A 16,733-nucleotide genomic window follows, 5' to 3' on the forward strand; every position below is an offset into this window, starting at 1 on the left:
CAGCCTGTCACGCCGCCGCCGCCAGACCGACGGGGGTCTTGGCAAAGGGCACGAAGCCCGGCAGCGCCTCGATCCGGCGCAGGAATGCGACAACGGGCTGATAGGCGGAGAGATCGACATTGCCTTCGGGCGCGCTCGACAGATAGCTGTAGAGCGCGACGTCGGCGATGGTCGGCTGCGCGCCGACCAGCCAGTCGCGGTTGGCAAGATGGGCTTCGAGCCGCTTCAGCAGGACATGGGCGCGCGCGATCACGTCTTCCGGATTGAACTTGGCGCCGAACACGGTGACGAGCCGCGCTGCGGCTGGTCCGAACGCCAGATCCCCGGCGGCGACCGATAGCCAGCGTTGCACGGCAGCGGCGCCCTTTGCATCCCGCGGCAGCCAGTCGGTGCGGCCGAGCTTGGTCGCAAGATAGACCAGGATCGCATTGGAGTCGGGAATGATGGTGCCGTCGTCGTCGAGCACCGGCACCTGGCCGAACGGATTGAGGGTGAGGTAGTCCGGCGTCTTCTGCGCGCCGGACTTCAGGTCGACCTCGACCAGCTCGTGCGGGATGCCCAGCAGGGACATGAACAGCCGCGCGCGATGCGCGTGGCCGGAGAGAGCAAAGTGATAGAGCTTCATGGTGCCGTTCCTGATGTCATGGGCCGGGTGATCCCGGCCGCGACCTCAAGATGGCGCATTGCACCTCTTATTATAATCGTCGTTATTGTCACTTCATTATTGCATGCCCTGCAATAATGGCGACGTACCGCCTACACCTCGACGATCACGTAATTGTCCTCGATGTGCACCGGAAACGTCTCGGCGACATACGGCCCCTTCTGCAACTCGGCGCCACTCTCCACCGCGACCGGATAGGAGCGGATCCTGAACCGGGTCGGATCGAACCAGGACTGGCCGTTGCGGATGTCGAATTCCCAACCGTGCCACGGACAGCGCAGCATCTCGCCGACGCGGTCGCGCTGATAGATGCCGGGCTCCGGCGAGGTCAGGCGCGCGACGCAGGCCGCTTTCTCCAGCGGCGCGCCCTCATGCGGACAGCGATTGAGCAGCGCGAAGAACTCGCCATTGACATGGAACACGACGATGTCGCGGCCCTCGAGGCCGAACACCTTGTTGCCGCCGGCAGGAATTTCGCTTGTGCGCGCGACGATGTGACGGGTCATCGGGAAACCTAATGCGTGATGAGAGTAAGTCGCATAGCGGCGGCAGTGCGCTCCCTCGCCCCGTTCTCTTGTCCGCCGAAGCTCGCCTTCGGGCGAAGGCGGATGCGGGGAGAGGGTTGGGGTGAGGGGCTGTCTCCGCGTAGCCGGCAATAGCTGAGTTTGCGGAGACTCCCCCTCACCCGGAACGCATCAAGCGATGCGTCATAGCCGAAGCCCCGCTTCGGCGTTTTTAGGAACGGCCGCCCAAGGCGGCCTACGCCTCTCCCCGCACGCGGGGCGAGGTGACGCGGAGGTCGCGGCTCGATTCGAAGCAAAGTCATCTGCGTCCTAGAATTTGTAAACCGCGCGGGCGTTGGCATTGAAGATCTTGCGCCGCTCGGCCTCGGTCAGCGGCGTCTTGAAGGCGTAGCGCGCGTCGTCATAGTCCCAGTGCGGATAGTCCGACGAGAACAGCAGCCGGTCGATGCCGACCCATTCGATCAGCTGACGTAGATGCTTCGCTTCATCCGGCTCGTCGATCGGCTGGGTGGTGAACCAGAAATTCTGCTTCACATATTCGCTCGGCTTGCGCTTGAGATGCGGCACCTCGCTGCGGAAGCGGTCGAAATGCTGGTCCATCCGCCACATCGTGGCGGGGATCCAGCCGAAGCCGCCCTCGATGAACACGATCTTTCAGTTTCGGGAAGCGCTCGGGGACACCTTCCAGCACCAGGCTCGTGAGGTTCGAGGCCACCGTGTGCGCGTTCGACTGGTGCTCCTCGCAATAGTAGGACGGCCAGCCGCCGCCGGTCGGCGCGTGCCCGCCATAGCCGCCGACATGGATGCCGAGCGGCAGATCGAGCTCTTGCGCGCGTTCGTAGATCGGCCAGTAACGGCGGCGGCCAAGCGGCTCGTTGGCGCGCGGCGAGACGTTGATCTGGATGTATTCGCCTGTCTTGGCGCAGCGCTCGATCTCGGCGAGACCGAGGTCGGAGCCGTCCTGCCCGACCAGGATCGAGGCCTTCAGCCTGGGATCGCGATGCGCCCAGAACGCGAGCTGCCAGTCGTTGATGGCGCGCTGGATCGCGGCGCCGAATTCCAGATTCTGCTGCGAGAAGATGAAGAGATCGAGCACCTGCAAAATGCCGAACTCGACATCGAAGGGATCGAGGTGCTGCTTGCGCATGAAATCGAGATCGGAACCCGGCACGCCGCCGGTCGGCGGCCAGGCATCGCGCCGCGCGATCAAGGGCGAGGAGCGCGGATACGGCGTGGTGCCGATATAGGGCGTGCGCAGATGGCTGCCATATTCCTTCAGATGCTGCTGCCAGCGCTTCGGCAGGAACTCGTTGAGGTCGCTGTGCGAATGGATGCTCGGATGGATATCGCAGTCGATGATCTTGAGCCGAGTCGCGGCGGACTTCTCCTGGTCGAGCATCGGGCGGTCGATGACATCACTCATGCGATCCTCCATTGAATCTGGTCTGTGTAGCTGTCACCTCTCCCCATCGGGGAGAGGTGTGGCACCGCCGATGTGGCGTCGAGCTTCGTCATGGTCAGGCGTCGAGCTTCAAACGCGGAAACGTCTCCAGCGGATTATCCTCGCACATCCGCCTGACGATACTATCAGGAAGATGCGGCGGGACGGGATCGTCGCCATCGAACTGCCAGTGCGGATAGTCGGACGCGAACAGGAACATCTTGTCGGAGCCGATCTGGTCGATGATGTCGGCGACCGCAGTTGCATCCATCGGCGCGTCGAACGGCTGCATGGTGACGCGGAAATGGTCGCGGATGATCGCGGCCGGCTCGCGCTCCACCCAGGGCACCTCGACGCGGACACCGCGCCAGGTCTTGTTGGCGCGCCACATGAAGGCCGGCAGCCAGCTGACGCCCGATTCCATCAGCACGACCGTAAGCCCGGGATACTTCCCGAACACGCCCTCATAGATCAAGCTCAGCGCCTGCGCCTGGAACGCCTGCGCTTCCGCGAGATAATATTCGTAGCGATAGGACGGCCAGCCGATCGAGCTCGGCGCGCCGCGATAAGCGCTGCCGGCGTGGATCGCGATCGGCAGCCTGTATTTCTCTGCGGCCTGATAGATCGGCCAGTAGTGCCGCCGCCCGAGCAGCGTCTCGTTCTGCGACGGCACCAGCACCGACACGAAGCGGTTGTCGCCGGCGCGGCGCTCGATCTCCTCGACGGCGAGATCCGGCGCCTGGATCGGCACCACGATCGAGGCGCGCAGCCGCGTGTCCTTCGCCAGCCACTCGGCCGCGATCCAGTCGTTGATCGCCTTGCACAAGTCCGCGGCCATGTAGCAATCGAACACCGCCTGCGCGCCATAGATGACGTTGCAGATGGCGTGGCTGGCGCCGAGCTGGTCGAACGCGCCGCGCTGCACCATGGCGAGATCGCTGCCGGGCTTGCTGCCGTCGGCCGGTCGCCAGTCGGCGCGCCCGGACAGCGGCATCGACGGCGGATAGGAATTGAGGTCGAGCCCGTCGATGGCGCGGCTGACCACCTGTTCCTTCCAGTGATCGCTGAGATAAGGCAGCAGCGTGGTGCGCGTTCCCCCCACCGCGGGATGGATGTCGCAGTCGATGCGCGTGGCCGCCATGGCGTTCCCCGGGATTGTCTTTGTCTTCATTGTTGGCGGCATCGCTGCCGCGACACGGACTGTGCCGCCGATGGCGCGATCGTGCAAGCGGGTCCGCGCGGGGCTGCCCTGTGCGCGCAGCCGCCCTCACGCGAAGTTGCGGGATCGCATGTGAATGACGTCACCCATTCGGATCGCGGGACGTGCTAGCGATTCCGCGCCGCGAAATGCGTCGCAACAGGAGACGGGAATGAGGCTTGGAATCAGGATTGGAATCAGACTTGGCCGACTGACGATCCTGGCATGTTCATTGTCGCTGGCCTCGGCCGCGGCCTGGGCCGCACCCGCGACCACGTCCGGCTCGGTCGCGCTGGCGCTAGCCGGCGTGGTGGCGCCCTATTCGTCATTGCCGGCCAAGGAGAAGAAGGCGGTCGCCGCGTTCTTTAGCGGCGACAGCAATGTCCATATCACCAGGAAGATCGTCGTCACCGCCGACAAGGTGGTCTGCCGCGCCAGCAATGTCGCCATCACCTCGCGCTCCTGCGAGCTGACATTCGGCAGCAGGACCCATACCGTGAAGGGACGCGAAGCCAACGCGATCTACGCCACCGTGGCGCTAGCGGGCGTGCCTGGGGACGGCGCTGCCGGAACGATCTACGAGGCGCTGTCGAAGCTGTCCTGCACGCTCGATCCGGCAGCGATCAAGGATCAGGCCGGCGGCGGCGCCGACTGCAGCTTCGAGCCGGGGAACTAGTTCTCTTCAACGACGACACCCAGCCTTGCGGCGACGCGGCGGGCGGTCTCTTCCCGCTGCATCGTGATCGCGCGCGTCGCTTGCCGGGTCTGTTGCAGGATCTCGGGCGGCGCGGTCTCCGGCGTGCCGCTGTCGAACGGCGGCTCCGGCGCATACGCCATATAGAGCTGGATCGCCCGCGCCGCGTCGTCGCCGCGCAGTTCGGCCGCCAGCCGCAGCGCGCCATCGATGCCGGCGGTAACGCCGGCGGCAAAGACAAAACTTCCGTCCACCACCACGCGCTCGTTCACCGGCGTGGCGCCGAACAACGGCAGCAGATGAAACGATGCCCAATGCGTCGTCGCCCTGCGCCCCTTCAACAGCCCGGCCGCCCCACACAGCAGCGCGCCGGTGCAGACCGAGAAGATGCGGCAGGCGCCTGCCGCCTGTTCGCGGATCCAGCGCAGGACCTCCTCGTCCTCCATCAGCGCCTCCTGACCGAAGCCGCCGGGCACATGCAGCACGTCGAGCGGCGGTGCTTCCGCCAGCGTGGCATCCGGCGTCAGCCGCAATCCCTTGAGGTCGCGGACCGGCGCCATGGTCTTGGCGTAGATGCGGTAGGTCGAATTCGGAATCCGCGACAGCACCTCGAACGGACCGGTCAAGTCGATCTGATCGATGTCTTCGAACAGCAGCGACCCGATCCGCAGGTGGACATCATGAGCGATCATCGAACTTCCCTTGAGGTTTCCTTGCACTATGGACAAAGCCCATCTAGCGCGGCACGCTTCGGTGATGACGCCAAAACCCCCACATTCTCCGCCAAAAGCGCGCCGCGCGATCGAAGTGCTGGCCTATCCGGCGGTGCAGCTGCTTGACGTCACCGGGCCGTTGCAGGTGTTCGCGTCCGCCAACGCGCTGTCGGCCAAGGCAGGCCATGCCGAGCCCTACGAGGTCCGCGTCGTTGCGAAGGATGGTCCCACGGTCCAGGCATCAGCCGGCGTCGGGCTCGCGGTGAATCCCTTGCCGAGCATCGGCAGCGCGGTCGACACGCTGGTGATTCCGGGCGGCGACGGCGTCAACGCCGCGGTGGCGGACGCCGTGCTGGTCGAATGGGTGCGCAAGCGCGCGGGCGACGCCCGCCGCACCGCGTCGGTCTGCACCGGCGCGTTCCTGCTCGCCGCATCGGGTGCCCTCGATGGCCGTCGCGCCGTGACCCATTGGGGATTCTGGCAGGAGCTCGCCGAGCGCTTTCCCGACGTCCGCGTCGAGTCCGATCCGATCTTCGTGCGTGACGGATCGTTCTGGACCTCGGCCGGCGTCACCTCCGGCATCGATCTGGCATTGGCGCTGGTGGAGGACGACCTCGGCCGCGCAACGGCGCTCGCCGTCGCCCGCTACCTCGTGGTGTTTCTCAAGCGGCCCGGCGGACAGGCGCAGTTCAGTGAAGTGCTGTCGCTGCAAACCACCGACGACAGGTTCGGCGCGCTGCATGACTGGATCAGCGGCCATCTGGCCGACGACCTCTCGCTTGCGACGCTGGCGAAACAGGCCGGCATGAGCGAGCGCAGCTTCAGCCGGCATTACGCCGATGCGACCGGGCTGACGCCGGCGCGCGCGATCGAGCGATTGCGGGTCGAGGGCGCGCGCCACCTGCTCTCGGAGACCCGCCTGCCGATCAAACGGATTTCACAGCGCTGCGGTTTCGGCTCCGAGGAGACGATGCGCCGCAGCTTCATGCGCTTGCTGGCGACCACGCCGCAGGACTACCGCGCCAGATTTGCAGGCTGATCAGGACCGCATCGCAAAACGCACGCAGGCCTCGTGGCCGGCTCGCAGCGATGCGGCTTCAGGTGAAGCGGCTCAGCCATTCCAGGCATGCGCCTGCAACGCGGCCTCCAGCGGCGGATTGGTGACGCTGCCGGTGTAGTTGGTGATGGTCGACGCCGCCACGATGGTGATCACCTCAAGCACGAGATCCCTCGGGAATCCGGCCGCCAGGAATCGCTCGATCTCGTCTTCGTCGAGCCGGCCGCGCTTTTCGATCAGCGACCTCGCCAATGTCGAGAGCGCGCCGAGCTGCCTGTCGGCGGGCGAGCGGCCGGCGCGCATCGCCTCGACGTCGGCCGCAGCCAGGCCGGCCTGCAAGCCGAGCGCGGAATGCAGCGCAACCGCCCAGGTGCAGCGATTGGTCACCGCGTCGGTGAGCAGCACGGTCTGGATCTGCTGCTCGGTGAAGCTGCCGCCGTGCACCTTGTCGAAGATGCCGATGAAGCTCTGGATCAGCACGGGCGACGTCGCCATCGTCGCCGCGAGATTGGGGATCATGCCAAACCGCGCCTCGACGTCACGCAGGGAAGACTTCGAGGCTTCCGGTGCGGAGTCGTGCGTATGGACAGGAAAACGTGCCATTGGAACTGCCTTTCACGATGGTGATTGAAGCCGGTGCCGCCGGACGCAACTGGGCCGCTGCGGTCGACGCGCGGGCGACCGGGTTCGATGCAGGCTATCTAGCCGCGCCGGGACGCACGCGTTCGCCAAACCGCCCACATTCCGCGCCACCGGGCACGTTCGGTGCGCAACGCGCCGTCAAACCGCGGCGCGGTCCTTCACCCGCCGCGTCACGATTGCGAGCAGGCGGCCGAGCGTGCCGGCGGCGGGGCCCTTCTTGCGCGCCAGCGCCAGCGGCGCGACCAGGCCGGTGGCGCGGTCGAGGCGGAGATAGGAGACGCCCGCGGTCTCCAGCCGCGCCATCGATTCCGGCACGATCGAAATCCCGAGCCCGGCTGCGACGAGGCTCAGCGTCGACACCATCCGGCTCGCCTCCTGCGCCACTTTCGGGCTGAAGCCCGCCGCGCGGCAGGCGGCGATGATGCTGTCGTAGAGGCCGGGCCCGGTCGGACGGCGGTAGAGGATCAGCGGCTCCTCGGCGAGCGAGGCCAGCGCAATCCGCCGCCGCGCGTCCTTGCGGGCACGCGGATGATGGTCGGGCAACGCCACCAGCATCTCCTCGTCGAGCAGATGCCTGATCGTGAAATTCGCCAGCCGCTCGCTCGGCGAACGCACGAACGCGGCACCGAGCCGGTCGGCCTCGACGGCTTCGATCAGCTCGCCGGTCGAGGCCTCTTCCAGCGACAGCGTGATCGCCGGCGCCCGTTCGCGCATCTCGCGCATCACCCCGGTGACGAAGGGATGGAACGCCGCCGATGACGTGAAGCCGATCGCGAGCTGGCCCTCCTGGCCGCGGCTCGCGCGGCGCGCGGCTTCGACCGCAAGCTCGGTGTCGCGCAGGATCGCGCGCGCCTTGCCGACGAAGGCGCGGCCGGCGGCGGTCAGCTCGACGCCGCGCGGCTGGCGGCGGAACAGCGGCGCGCCGATCGCAGCTTCCAGCGCGCGGATCTGCTGGCTCAGCGGCGGCTGCTGGATGCCGAGCCGCGCGGCGGCGCGGGTGATATGGCCTTCCTCGGCGACCGCGACGGCATAGCGAAGATGGCGCAGCTCGATCATCGGTCGATCCATATGTAAAATGTATGCAAATTGCTCAATCCATATATTGGATATTTGGCACGCAGCCAACTAAAGTCGGCTCAACAACCAACGAACCGGAGCCGCCCCGCTGATGGACGCCATACCCGCCGCGCCGACCACCAAGCATGTCGCGCCCGATGTCGGCGAGTTGTTCACGGGCTTCTTCATCCTCGGACTGACCGGCTTCGGCGGCGTGCTGCCGTTGGCGCGCCACATGATGGTGGAGAAGCGCGGCTGGCTCACCGGTGCCGAGTTCACCGACCTGCTCGGGCTCTGCCAGTTCCTGCCCGGCGGCAACATCATCAACATGTCGGTCGCGGTCGGGCTGAAGTTTCGCGGCATCCCCGGCGCCTTCGCAGCAATCCTCGGCCTGATCGCGGTGCCGACCGCGGTCGTGATCGGGCTCGGCGTGATCTATGGCCGCTTCGCCGACGACCCGGTCGTCCGTCATTTGTTCGGCGGCCTCGCCGCCGCAGCAGCCGGCCTTCTGATATCTACCGCGATCAAGATCGCCTGGCCGTTGCGGCGCGATGTGCTCGGTCTCCTCATCGGCGCGCTCTGCGTGCTGGCGATCGCGGTGTTTCGGCTGCCGCTGCTGCCGACGCTGCTGACGCTCGCGCCGCTCAGCATCGTCCTCCGGTCGAGGCAGGCGTCATGACCGCAACCCTCGTCACGCTCGCGCTGATCTTCGCCGAACTCTCACTGCTCGCCTTTGGCGGCGGCAACACCATCCTGCCGGAGATGCAGCGCCAGGTGGTCGACATCCATCACTGGATGACGGCGCAGGAATTCGGCGCGCTGTTCGCGCTGGCGCAGGCCGCGCCCGGGCCGAACATGATGGTGGTCCCGCTGGTCGGCTGGCATGTCGCGGGCTTCTCGGGCGTGCTGGTGACCTCGCTCGCCAAGTTCGGGCCGTCATCGCTGGTCACCGGCTTCGCGCTCCAGCTCTGGGAACGGTTCAAGGACCGGCCCTGGCGCCGCACCGTGCAGGCCGGGCTGGTGCCGGTGACAGCCGGCCTCGTCACCGCCAGCGCCATCATCATCACCCATAGCTCGACCTCGAACTGGGGCACCATCGTGATCGCGGCCGGCGTCGCGGTCGCCACCACGACGACGCGCATCCATCCGCTGATCGCGCTCGCCGCTGGTGCGATACTCGGCCTCACCGGCATCGGCCAGCCCTGATCACGGCCGCTTGCCGCAATGGCGCGTGCGCGCTTTCGCCGCAATGGATGCGACGTGAACAGCGGTTATGTTGATGGCGCCATGATCGACATGCTGAGCATCGACACCCGCATTGCGCGCCTCGGTTTGCGCGCCGGACGTCTGCACGCAGGCAATTAGCCGGCCGGCGATCGCGCGCCGTCCGGATTCCCTTTAAGCGTCATCCAAAATCATTTCAGCCCGTTGCGTCGCGTGTGACATTCGCGCCGGCGTTGGTGCGTCTCCGATCAAGGTCAAATCGACATGACCCGACTCATTCAGACCAATTTTGCCGCCGCGGCGTTGCCGCCGATCGTGATCACCGCGAGCGAGGCGCATCGCCTCAGCGCGCTGGCCGATTCCAGCATGGCGGTGTTTCCCCGCGTCGCCCAGTTCCTCGCGCGCGAGACCGACCGCGCCCAGCTCGTCGCCGACGATGCCGACCTGCGTGACGTGGTCCGCATGGGCTCGCGCGTGCGCTACCGCGACGACGAGACCGGCGACGTCCGGGAGGTCGTGCTCGTCTATCCGCACGAAGCCGACATCGCGCTCCGCCGCATCTCGGTGCTGACGCCGGTCGGCGCCGCACTGATCGGACTGTCGGTCGGCCAGACCATCGATTTCCAGACGCCAAGCCATCAGACGCGTGCGGTGACTATTCTGGCGGTGGGGCACGAAAGGTAGCCGGCACGATCTCACCATGAGGGTGCGACCACTGTAAGGAAGCCACCGGAGGCAAGGCTGCCTCCGGCCTTGAGGGCCCGCAAGGGGGGGGGTGAGCCCGCGCAGCGTGCTCACCTCATTTGGTGTGCAAGCAAGCACGCGAACGTCTTGCAGGACACTGCGAGAATCTGTCGCGCCTCTTCCGCGTGACGCGGCATAGATCTTGCTACTATTCGGATTGTTTGAATAATTCATTTCCATGTGGACCGCCCGCATTCCGGGCACTGGATCCGGCGGATGCGCTGTCTCGTCGTCGCCGATTTGCACTACTCGTTGCCGCAGTTCGACTGGCTGCTGGCGGCGGCGCCGCAATTCGATCTCGTGATTTTCGCCGGCGATGCGCTCAATCTCGGTTCGGCGGTGGACTACCGGGCCCAGATCGTCGTCGTCACGAAATATCTGTCGCGGCTCGCCGGTCTGACGCGCGTGATCTTCTGCTCGGGCAATCATGATCTGGACGAGCGCGGCGCGGATGGCGAGAAGATCGCGCGCTGGATCGCCGGCATCAGGGAGTTCGGCGTCGCCTGCGACGGCGACAATCTGACCATCGGCGACACGCTGTTCACGGTGTGCCCGTGGTGGGACGGCCCGATGGTCAAGGCGCGGATCGACGAGCAGCTGCGTGCGGCAGCGGCGATGCCGCACGGACGCTGGGTCTGGGTCCATCATGCCCCGCCGGCGGATTCGCCGATCAGCTGGGGCGGCAAGCGCTTCTTCGGCGATGTCGAGTTGCTGCACTGGATCGAGCGCCACCATCCGGCGATGGTGATCTCGGGCCACGTCCATCAATCGCCGTTCATTCCAAGCGGCTCGTGGTTCGACCGGATCGGCCCGACCTGGGTGTTCAACACCGGCCTGCAGCCCGGCCGGCCGCCGGTCTACATCGTGCTCGATCTCGCGCAGGAGAAAGCCTTCTGGCACGCCGCCGGCGACGCGCAGATCGTCGATCTCAAGGCGCCGTTGTCACGGCCGGCAGAGCCGGTGCGCGAGGCGCCGGACTGGCTCATATCCTTGGATCGGATTGCCGATCCGAGCCTGGCGCGACCTGCATCGGCGGCAGGTTGATCATGCTTTGCAGCACCTCGCCGACCATCGCCAGATGGGTGCCGTGGTCGGCATATTGGTGCATCAGGTCGGCCAGATAGGTCGTCGCGACGTGAAGCCGCTGCGCCAACAGCTGCGCGATCAACAGCGCCACCGCCGGCTGCTCGCGCAGGAACGACGCCGCATCGTCGAATTCATACAACACGCAGTCGGATGCCGTGCGCACCTTCGCGCTGTGCGGCCGATCGAGCAGCACACTCATCTCACCGAACACCGCGCCGGGCTCATCGATCACGGCGACCAGGCTGTCGCCCTTCATGACTTCCACCTTGCCCTCGAGCAGCACGAACAGGTGCCCGGTCTTGCCACCCTCCTCGACGAAATCCGTGCCGGCCGGCAGGCTGCGCTTGCTGCCGCCGGTGCAGTGATCAAGGATCGCGCGCATGCTGTTCGCCTCCGTGTCAGCCAGACTAGGCAGAGATGCCGCGGAGATGAAACGGATTAGCTGGGCGATCTGCTCAAATTGTCGGCAGGTGCGGATGTAAGGGACGCACCGGCGGGTGGGTTCCCTCCCCCTCTTGTCCGCCGAAGCCTCTTGGCGAAGGCGGATGCGGGGGAGGGAGCCGTACGGCGTGCTCACCTCACGCCACCGCGACGTCGCATTGCCTACGGCTGCTTGATCTCCACCGTCTGGCGCTTGCCGGCGGTGATCGAGAAGGGCTTCTCGACTTTCTGGCCGTCGGCATAGACGGCGACGGCGACATAGTCGCCGGCGGGGAGCGCGACGTTGGTGGCCGGATCATAGCTCACCGAGACGCGCTTGCGCTCGTCATTGAGGTCGCGCTCGGCGCCGAGGATATCGATCTCCTGCGCGCCGTCGGTCTTGACCCCGACCACGCCGGCGTTGAGGTTGACGTTGATCCGGGTCGGCGCGCCGGACTTCACCTCCGCGCGCACCGTGCCCTTGGCCTCGCCGACCACAGCCGTCACGTCGTAGCTGCCGCTCGGCAGATCGAACCTGGATTCGGCATCGTATCCCTGCGCGACCTTCTCGCCCTCGTCGCCGTCGGCCTTGGCCGGCTGATAGACCGCGACCACGATGTCCTTCTCGACCTTGGGACCGCCCTCGGCATAGGTCGAGGTCACGATCAGCTTGCCGACGTCGAGCGTGAGCTGGACGTTGCTCGCATCACCGGCGGCGACCGAGAACGGCTTGCTGGTCTTCGACTGTCCCTTGGTCAGGGTCAGCGTGTAATTGCCCGCGGCCAGCACGAAGCGCGGCACCGCGTCGTATTCCTGCGCGACCAGCGTGCCGCCGTTGTCGGAGACCTGCCAGACCACGTCATCGACCTTGCCCGCACCGCCGGCCACCGCGCCTTCGCTGGTGACGTAGCCGGCGTTGAGGATGACGTCGAGCACGGCCGGCTTGCCCTTCTCGACCAGAAGCGGAAACTCGCGCTTGAGCTGCCGATAGCTGACCTCGACGAGGTAGTCGCCGGGCGCGATGTTGTCGGCGAACGGCGCACCGTAGAAGGTGTTGACATGCTCGCCCTTCTCGTCGCCGGCACGCTTGTAGATACCCCAGTTGACGTCCTCGTCGCTGATCGGATCGAGCCCTTCGGCGAGCCGCGCCACGCCGCGGATGTTCTTGCCGAGATAGGGATCGGCCACCACCGGTTTCGCCGGCGCCTCGCTTGCGACCTTGCTGCCTTGCGTCGCCGCCACTGCCTTGGTCAAGGCGCCGGTCAGGCTTGCGGCATTGCCGGCATCGAGATAAACGCCGCCGGTCGCGCGCGCGATGCATTGCAGTTGGCTCCTGGCCGCGGGATCGGCGACATCGAGGCCGATGACATGGGCGGTGAAGCCGATGCCGGCCTTCTTCAATTCGGCCGCGGCGCCGCACGGATCCGGCGCGCAGGTCTCGATGCCGTCGGAGACCAGGATCACGTTGGCCTTGTTCTCGGTCGAATGCAGCGCCTCGGCGGCGGCGCGCAGCGAATCCGCAATCGGCGTCCGGCCCTTCGGGTTGATGCCGTCGACCGCGGCCTTGATCCGTGTGGGATCGAACTTGCTGACCGGCACCATCAGCTCGATGTCCTTGCAGTCGCCCTTCGAGCGATGGCCATAGACCATCACGCCGAGACGATCGGCCGGATTCCATTTTGACAGGATGGCATCGACCGCCTGCCTTGCCGCGGAGATCTTGCTCTGCCCATCGACCTGGCCCCACATCGAGCCGGATGCATCGAGCACGAGAATGGTGTCGGTGCCCTGCGCCTGGGCTTCTGCCCGAACGCCATGAGATGACAGCAACGCCAGGCCAAGCGACAGCAGGCCGGCAACGAACGAGCGGCGAAAGAGCTTAATCACGGAACGATCCTCGATGATGGAGACAATCGGAGGGCAAAGACGACTGCGACCGCGCGACGCGTGTCGCGAGACCACACGTGCCCTGCCGCAGCCGCGCCCTGCTTCGATCTCGATTTTGTTTTTTGTTGGCCGGATTGCTGATGTGACACACTTGCGATGTGCACGCAGCCAAACGCCAGAACACCTTCTCTTGCCGCAACTTGCCCCCGAACACTTGGACTATTGCGACAAGCGTTTGGCCTGACGCGACACGCCGACGACAAATAAATCGCTTCCAGGGCTGCTGTGGTCTCGGCTGCTGATGTGAGTGCGATCACAGATGACGCAGGTTTGCACGCTGCCATGCATTGGCCTGGCGCACTTTTTTGCATGACGAAGCGCCGTCACGCGCCGCCGTCTCCGCCTAGACCTTCTCGTTGATCGCGGCCCTCATCCGCGCGATCTGCGCATCGCATGACAGAAGAACGGATTGCCGGGCAGCCAGGTCTCGCCGAAGGCGGTAATCGTGGCCCCATGGCGCCACCTCGCTGATCAGACGGCAGGCCTTCTCCACCGACGCCTCGCGATCGAACGGCACCGCGGCGGCCTGGATCGCCGCGAGCCGGAAATGCGGATCGATTGTCACGGCTGCGCCCGCTTCACTCGACGCCCCTGCGTGCGGCGTCGAGCGCGCCCGCCAGCAATTCGAGCGCCTTGACGCGCCGCCGTCGCGCGAGCCGCGCCTCGCCGACCTTGCGCTCGTGCTCGCCTGCAATGAAGGCCTGGATGTCCGGCAGGGGACGGATCACGCCACGGCTGCCCCACTGGCCATCCGGCACCTCGGTCGGAAACACCCACACCTGCGCCGCGACATCCTCGAACGAACCGCCATCAGCCCGCACCACCGCATCGGTCACGTCCTTCACCAGAGCCGCGCGCGAGGCTTCGGTGTATTGGCCTTCCGGCACGGTCGGCACGATCCGGTAGCGCGGCGATGGCGAGCGTTGGCCCGCGACATAAACTGCGGCTGGCCGATGCAGGAAGACAACGGTGACGCTTTGCGCAATCCTGTTGGCCGGATCGAACCCTTCGTGACCGATCAGGATATCGCCGAGTTCCTTGATGAGCCGCGCTTCGGCGTCCGGGCTCAGGGCTCCTTCGGGAATTGTCACGTCGATCATCGGCATTTAGAGACCTCCTGTTGTTGCCAGAACGAGGTCTATGCGCAGGACGCCTCCCGCAGCAGTGGCAGTATCGCCAATCTTGGGGCAGATTCGGACATGGCGTCGTCAGGCGGCTCGTGCCGTGCGCGCGGCGGCTCGCGCAAACCGGCGCTGGTATTCGCGCGGCGAAAGGCCGGTTTCGCGCTTGAACAGGCGGCGAAAGGTCGACAGATCGTTGTAGCCGACGCGCGCGCTGACCGCGTCAAGCTTCAGCCGTCGGGATTCGATCAGGCGTTTGGCCACGTCGACCCGCAGCGCCTGCAGATATTGCAGCGGGGCCTCGCCGACCGCGAGCTTGAAGCGGCGGTTCAAGGTGCGCTCGCTGACTGAAAGGTCACGGGCCAGCTTGGCGAGACTGAAGCCCTGTTGCAGCGACTTCTCCATCAGGCTTTGCGCCCGCGCCACCAGTGCGTCGCAGTGCTGCGTGTCGTGCGTGCGGCTGGCATAAGATGCCTGCGAAACACGATTGCCGTCGATCAGCATCAACTTGCCGGTCTCGGTCGCCACGTCGGCGCCGGTGAATGTCTCGACCAGCCGCAGCGCGAGATTGAGCGAAGTGGTCACCGCGCCCGAGCAGACAATCCGGTTCTGCTCGGTGAGAATCTCGGCGACGCGCAGATCCACCGCCGGATAGCGCATCGCGAAGGTGCGCCCTTTCGCCCAATGGGTAGTGGCGACCCTGCCGTCGAGCAGGCCGGCCTCGGCGAGGATGAAGCTGCCGGTGCAATACGATGCGAGCAACGTGCCGCGCTCATGTTGCCGCCGCAGCGCGGCGAGCAGCGGCTCGACCGCATCGAGCCGCTCGAAGAACCGCTCGATATCACCGACGAACGGCCCGGGAATCACCACCGCATCCGCCGCAGATCGCGCGCTGATCGCTCCATCGACACCGACGACCTGGCCGGACGCGGTCTCGACCGGCCGGCCAGTCAGCGATTCGACGCGCCACCGCAGCTGTGACGGCTTGCCGCTGGCGCGCTGGGGCCGCCTCGCCGTCACCGAATTGGCGGCGGTGAACACGTCGACGATACCCGCAACACCCGAAGCGAGGATGCCGTCGTAGACCCAAATCCGGATGAGCGGCATGGCCGTGTCCGATCCTGCACAGATTGGGGTAATCCTGCCATCGCGGCGCAGGCGGAGCAAGGCCTGCGGCATGGATCGCACCCATAGCGAACCATCCTCATCGTCGTCCTTGCGAAAGCGATATCTATGGTCGCCGCGTGTGCTGTGAGGCGATGAGTCGAGAGGCATCATCACCGTCGTCCCTGCGAAAGCAGGGACCCATACTCCGCGGCGGATGTCGTGGGCGAGACTCGTCGTTCAAGGTCGAACAACAATAACCATTCGTGGTTATGGGTCCCTGTTTTCGCAGGGACGACAGCGGCTTGTGTGGTCGCCGTATGACGCCACTCAAATCATCCGCGCAAATCTGCGAAAACCCGGCATGCCGGTCAGCGCCTCGAAGCCGGCATCGTCGGATCGTGCGGGACGGATCTGGGATCGTCCCGCAGCGATCATCTCAGGTGTTCTTCAGCGCGACGCGGAATTCCGCCTCGGTCTTGGCCTTGACCTCGTCGAGCGTGACGCCGTCGGCGAGCTCGATCAGCGCCATGCCGTCCTTGCCGTGCTTGTCGATGGTGAACACCGCGAGATCGGTGACGACCATGTCGACCACGCGCTCGCCGGTCAGCGGCAGATTGCACTGCTTGAGCAGCTTGGGACCGTCCTTGGCGGAATGCTCCATCACCACGACGACGCGCTTGACGCCGGCGACGAGATCCATCGCGCCGCCCATGCCCTTCACCATCTTGCCGGGGATCATCCAGTTGGCGAGGTCGCCGTTCTGCGCCACCTGCATGGCGCCGAGGATCGACAGATCGATATGGCCGCCGCGCACCATGCCGAAGGACTCGGCCGAGGAGAAATAGCTGGTCGAGGGCAATTCGCTGACGGTCTGCTTGCCGGCATTGATCAGGTCGGCGTCGACCTCGTCCTCATAGGGGAACGGGCCCATGCCGAGCATGCCGTTCTCGCTCTGCAGGCTGACGTCGATGCCCGCGGGGATGTAGTTCGAGACCAGCGTCGGGATGCCGATGCCGAGATTGACGTAATAGCCGTCGCGCAGCTCCTTGGCGGCGCGGGCGGCCATCTGTTCACGGGTCCAGGCCATGAGGCTCT

General features: G+C 66.0%; 18 protein-coding genes and 1 pseudogene. 6 read left to right on the plus strand and 13 right to left on the minus strand.

Annotation, left to right across the window (positions count from 1 at the left end; translation table 11 throughout):
- Positions 1 to 7 precede the first annotated feature (7 nt).
- The 4 genes and pseudogenes from ACVINW_RS04975 to ACVINW_RS04990 form a co-directional block, all read right to left on the minus strand.
- Positions 8 to 625, minus strand: coding sequence for a glutathione S-transferase family protein (locus ACVINW_RS04975; RefSeq protein WP_456750277.1), 618 nt, complete (start codon positions 623 to 625; stop codon positions 8 to 10).
- A gap of 131 nt (positions 626 to 756) precedes the next feature.
- Complete coding sequence (locus ACVINW_RS04980) at positions 757 to 1,170, minus strand: Rieske (2Fe-2S) protein (RefSeq protein WP_229183704.1); 414 nt, start codon at positions 1,168 to 1,170, stop codon at positions 757 to 759.
- 327 nt (positions 1,171 to 1,497) lie between these two features.
- Positions 1,498 to 2,611: pseudogene (locus ACVINW_RS04985) on the minus strand (amidohydrolase family protein).
- Positions 2,612 to 2,705: 94 nt separating this feature from the next.
- Positions 2,706 to 3,770, minus strand: a complete 1,065-nt coding sequence (locus tag ACVINW_RS04990) for an amidohydrolase family protein (protein WP_456750278.1) — start codon at positions 3,768 to 3,770, stop codon at positions 2,706 to 2,708.
- 229 nt (positions 3,771 to 3,999) lie between these two features.
- On the opposite strand from ACVINW_RS04990, the gene ACVINW_RS04995 reads away from it, so the two are divergent.
- On the plus strand, positions 4,000 to 4,503 hold the full coding sequence (locus tag ACVINW_RS04995; RefSeq protein WP_456750279.1) for a hypothetical protein: 504 nt from the start codon (positions 4,000 to 4,002) through the stop codon (positions 4,501 to 4,503).
- Here ACVINW_RS04995 and ACVINW_RS05000 read toward each other — a convergent pair.
- On the minus strand, positions 4,500 to 5,213 hold the full coding sequence (locus ACVINW_RS05000; RefSeq protein WP_456750280.1) for a DJ-1/PfpI family protein: 714 nt from the start codon (positions 5,211 to 5,213) through the stop codon (positions 4,500 to 4,502). The genes ACVINW_RS04995 and ACVINW_RS05000 overlap by 4 nt on opposite strands.
- A gap of 64 nt (positions 5,214 to 5,277) precedes the next feature.
- Here ACVINW_RS05000 and ACVINW_RS05005 point away from each other — a divergent pair, with 64 nt between their 5' ends.
- Positions 5,278 to 6,273: a GlxA family transcriptional regulator gene (locus ACVINW_RS05005; RefSeq protein ID WP_456750281.1), complete on the plus strand. Its 996-nt coding sequence runs from the start codon at positions 5,278 to 5,280 to the stop codon at positions 6,271 to 6,273.
- Between the two features lie 72 nt (positions 6,274 to 6,345).
- Here ACVINW_RS05005 and ACVINW_RS05010 read toward each other — a convergent pair whose 3' ends face one another.
- Positions 6,346 to 6,894: a carboxymuconolactone decarboxylase family protein gene (locus ACVINW_RS05010; protein ID WP_456750282.1), complete on the minus strand. Its 549-nt coding sequence runs from the start codon at positions 6,892 to 6,894 to the stop codon at positions 6,346 to 6,348.
- A 177-nt stretch (positions 6,895 to 7,071) separates the two neighbouring features.
- Positions 7,072 to 7,986, minus strand: coding sequence for a LysR family transcriptional regulator (locus ACVINW_RS05015; RefSeq protein ID WP_456756299.1), 915 nt, complete (start codon positions 7,984 to 7,986; stop codon positions 7,072 to 7,074).
- A gap of 115 nt (positions 7,987 to 8,101) precedes the next feature.
- On the opposite strand from ACVINW_RS05015, the gene ACVINW_RS05020 reads away from it, so the two are divergent.
- The 4 genes from ACVINW_RS05020 (at position 8,102) to ACVINW_RS05035 (ending at position 11,001) form a co-directional block, all read left to right on the plus strand.
- Positions 8,102 to 8,668, plus strand: a complete 567-nt coding sequence (locus tag ACVINW_RS05020; protein ID WP_456750283.1) for a chromate transporter — start codon at positions 8,102 to 8,104, stop codon at positions 8,666 to 8,668.
- Positions 8,665 to 9,195, plus strand: coding sequence for a chromate transporter (locus ACVINW_RS05025; RefSeq protein ID WP_456750284.1), 531 nt, complete (start codon positions 8,665 to 8,667; stop codon positions 9,193 to 9,195). The genes ACVINW_RS05020 and ACVINW_RS05025 overlap by 4 nt, the downstream gene beginning before the upstream one ends.
- A 282-nt stretch (positions 9,196 to 9,477) precedes the next feature.
- A complete protein-coding gene (gene rnk, locus ACVINW_RS05030; RefSeq protein ID WP_456750285.1) occupies positions 9,478 to 9,897 on the plus strand; it encodes a nucleoside diphosphate kinase regulator in 420 nt (139 codons plus the stop codon).
- Positions 9,898 to 10,173: 276 nt separating this feature from the next.
- Positions 10,174 to 11,001 carry a metallophosphoesterase family protein gene (locus tag ACVINW_RS05035; RefSeq protein ID WP_456750286.1) on the plus strand — a complete coding sequence of 276 codons (828 nt, stop codon included), beginning with the start codon at positions 10,174 to 10,176 and terminating at the stop codon, positions 10,999 to 11,001.
- Here the strand turns inward: ACVINW_RS05035 and ACVINW_RS05040 are convergent.
- The 6 genes from ACVINW_RS05040 to ACVINW_RS05065 all read right to left on the minus strand — a co-directional run bounded on the left by ACVINW_RS05040 (position 10,940) and on the right by ACVINW_RS05065 (position 16,725).
- Complete coding sequence (locus ACVINW_RS05040; protein ID WP_456750287.1) at positions 10,940 to 11,425, minus strand: Crp/Fnr family transcriptional regulator; 486 nt, start codon at positions 11,423 to 11,425, stop codon at positions 10,940 to 10,942. The two genes, ACVINW_RS05035 and ACVINW_RS05040, sit on opposite strands and share 62 nt — an antisense overlap.
- Positions 11,426 to 11,646: 221 nt before the next feature.
- A complete protein-coding gene (locus ACVINW_RS05045) occupies positions 11,647 to 13,350 on the minus strand; it encodes a vWA domain-containing protein (protein ID WP_456750288.1) in 1,704 nt (567 codons plus the stop codon).
- Between the two features lie 403 nt (positions 13,351 to 13,753).
- Positions 13,754 to 13,975, minus strand: a complete 222-nt coding sequence (locus tag ACVINW_RS05050; RefSeq protein ID WP_456750289.1) for a hypothetical protein — start codon at positions 13,973 to 13,975, stop codon at positions 13,754 to 13,756.
- Positions 13,976 to 13,988: 13 nt separating this feature from the next.
- Positions 13,989 to 14,516, minus strand: coding sequence for a tautomerase family protein (locus tag ACVINW_RS05055; RefSeq protein ID WP_456750290.1), 528 nt, complete (start codon positions 14,514 to 14,516; stop codon positions 13,989 to 13,991).
- 102 nt (positions 14,517 to 14,618) lie between these two features.
- Positions 14,619 to 15,809 (minus strand): GlxA family transcriptional regulator, encoded by a 1,191-nt coding sequence (locus ACVINW_RS05060; RefSeq protein ID WP_456756300.1) that lies wholly within the window; start codon positions 15,807 to 15,809, stop codon positions 14,619 to 14,621.
- A gap of 265 nt (positions 15,810 to 16,074) precedes the next feature.
- The gene (locus ACVINW_RS05065) at positions 16,075 to 16,725 is read right to left on the minus strand and encodes a 3-oxoacid CoA-transferase subunit B (RefSeq protein ID WP_106330010.1); all 651 of its coding nucleotides are present in this window, start codon (positions 16,723 to 16,725) and stop codon (positions 16,075 to 16,077) included.
- Positions 16,726 to 16,733: the final 8 nt, after the last annotated feature.

This window comes from Bradyrhizobium sp. USDA 4461 (assembly GCF_054055655.1).

Bases quoted from the DNA above. Each gene is read 5' to 3' on its own strand.
- ACVINW_RS04975 (WP_456750277.1), bottom strand. From the start codon at position 625: ATGAAGCTCTATCACTTTGCTCTCTCCGGCCACGCGCATCGCGCGCGG.
- ACVINW_RS04980 (WP_229183704.1), bottom strand. From the start codon at position 1,170: ATGACCCGTCACATCGTCGCGCGCACAAGCGAAATTCCTGCCGGCGGC.
- ACVINW_RS04990 (WP_456750278.1), bottom strand. From the start codon at position 3,770: ATGGCGGCCACGCGCATCGACTGCGACATCCATCCCGCGGTGGGGGGA.
- ACVINW_RS04995 (WP_456750279.1), top strand. From the start codon at position 4,000: ATGAGGCTTGGAATCAGGATTGGAATCAGACTTGGCCGACTGACGATC.
- ACVINW_RS05000 (WP_456750280.1), bottom strand. From the start codon at position 5,213: ATGATCGCTCATGATGTCCACCTGCGGATCGGGTCGCTGCTGTTCGAA.
- ACVINW_RS05005 (WP_456750281.1), top strand. From the start codon at position 5,278: ATGACGCCAAAACCCCCACATTCTCCGCCAAAAGCGCGCCGCGCGATC.
- ACVINW_RS05010 (WP_456750282.1), bottom strand. From the start codon at position 6,894: ATGGCACGTTTTCCTGTCCATACGCACGACTCCGCACCGGAAGCCTCG.
- ACVINW_RS05020 (WP_456750283.1), top strand. From the start codon at position 8,102: ATGGACGCCATACCCGCCGCGCCGACCACCAAGCATGTCGCGCCCGAT.
- ACVINW_RS05025 (WP_456750284.1), top strand. From the start codon at position 8,665: ATGACCGCAACCCTCGTCACGCTCGCGCTGATCTTCGCCGAACTCTCA.
- rnk (WP_456750285.1), top strand. From the start codon at position 9,478: ATGACCCGACTCATTCAGACCAATTTTGCCGCCGCGGCGTTGCCGCCG.
- ACVINW_RS05035 (WP_456750286.1), top strand. From the start codon at position 10,174: ATGCGCTGTCTCGTCGTCGCCGATTTGCACTACTCGTTGCCGCAGTTC.
- ACVINW_RS05040 (WP_456750287.1), bottom strand. From the start codon at position 11,425: ATGCGCGCGATCCTTGATCACTGCACCGGCGGCAGCAAGCGCAGCCTG.
- ACVINW_RS05055 (WP_456750290.1), bottom strand. From the start codon at position 14,516: ATGCCGATGATCGACGTGACAATTCCCGAAGGAGCCCTGAGCCCGGAC.
- ACVINW_RS05060 (WP_456756300.1), bottom strand. From the start codon at position 15,809: ATGATGCCTCTCGACTCATCGCCTCACAGCACACGCGGCGACCATAGA.
- ACVINW_RS05065 (WP_106330010.1), bottom strand. From the start codon at position 16,725: ATGGCCTGGACCCGTGAACAGATGGCCGCCCGCGCCGCCAAGGAGCTG.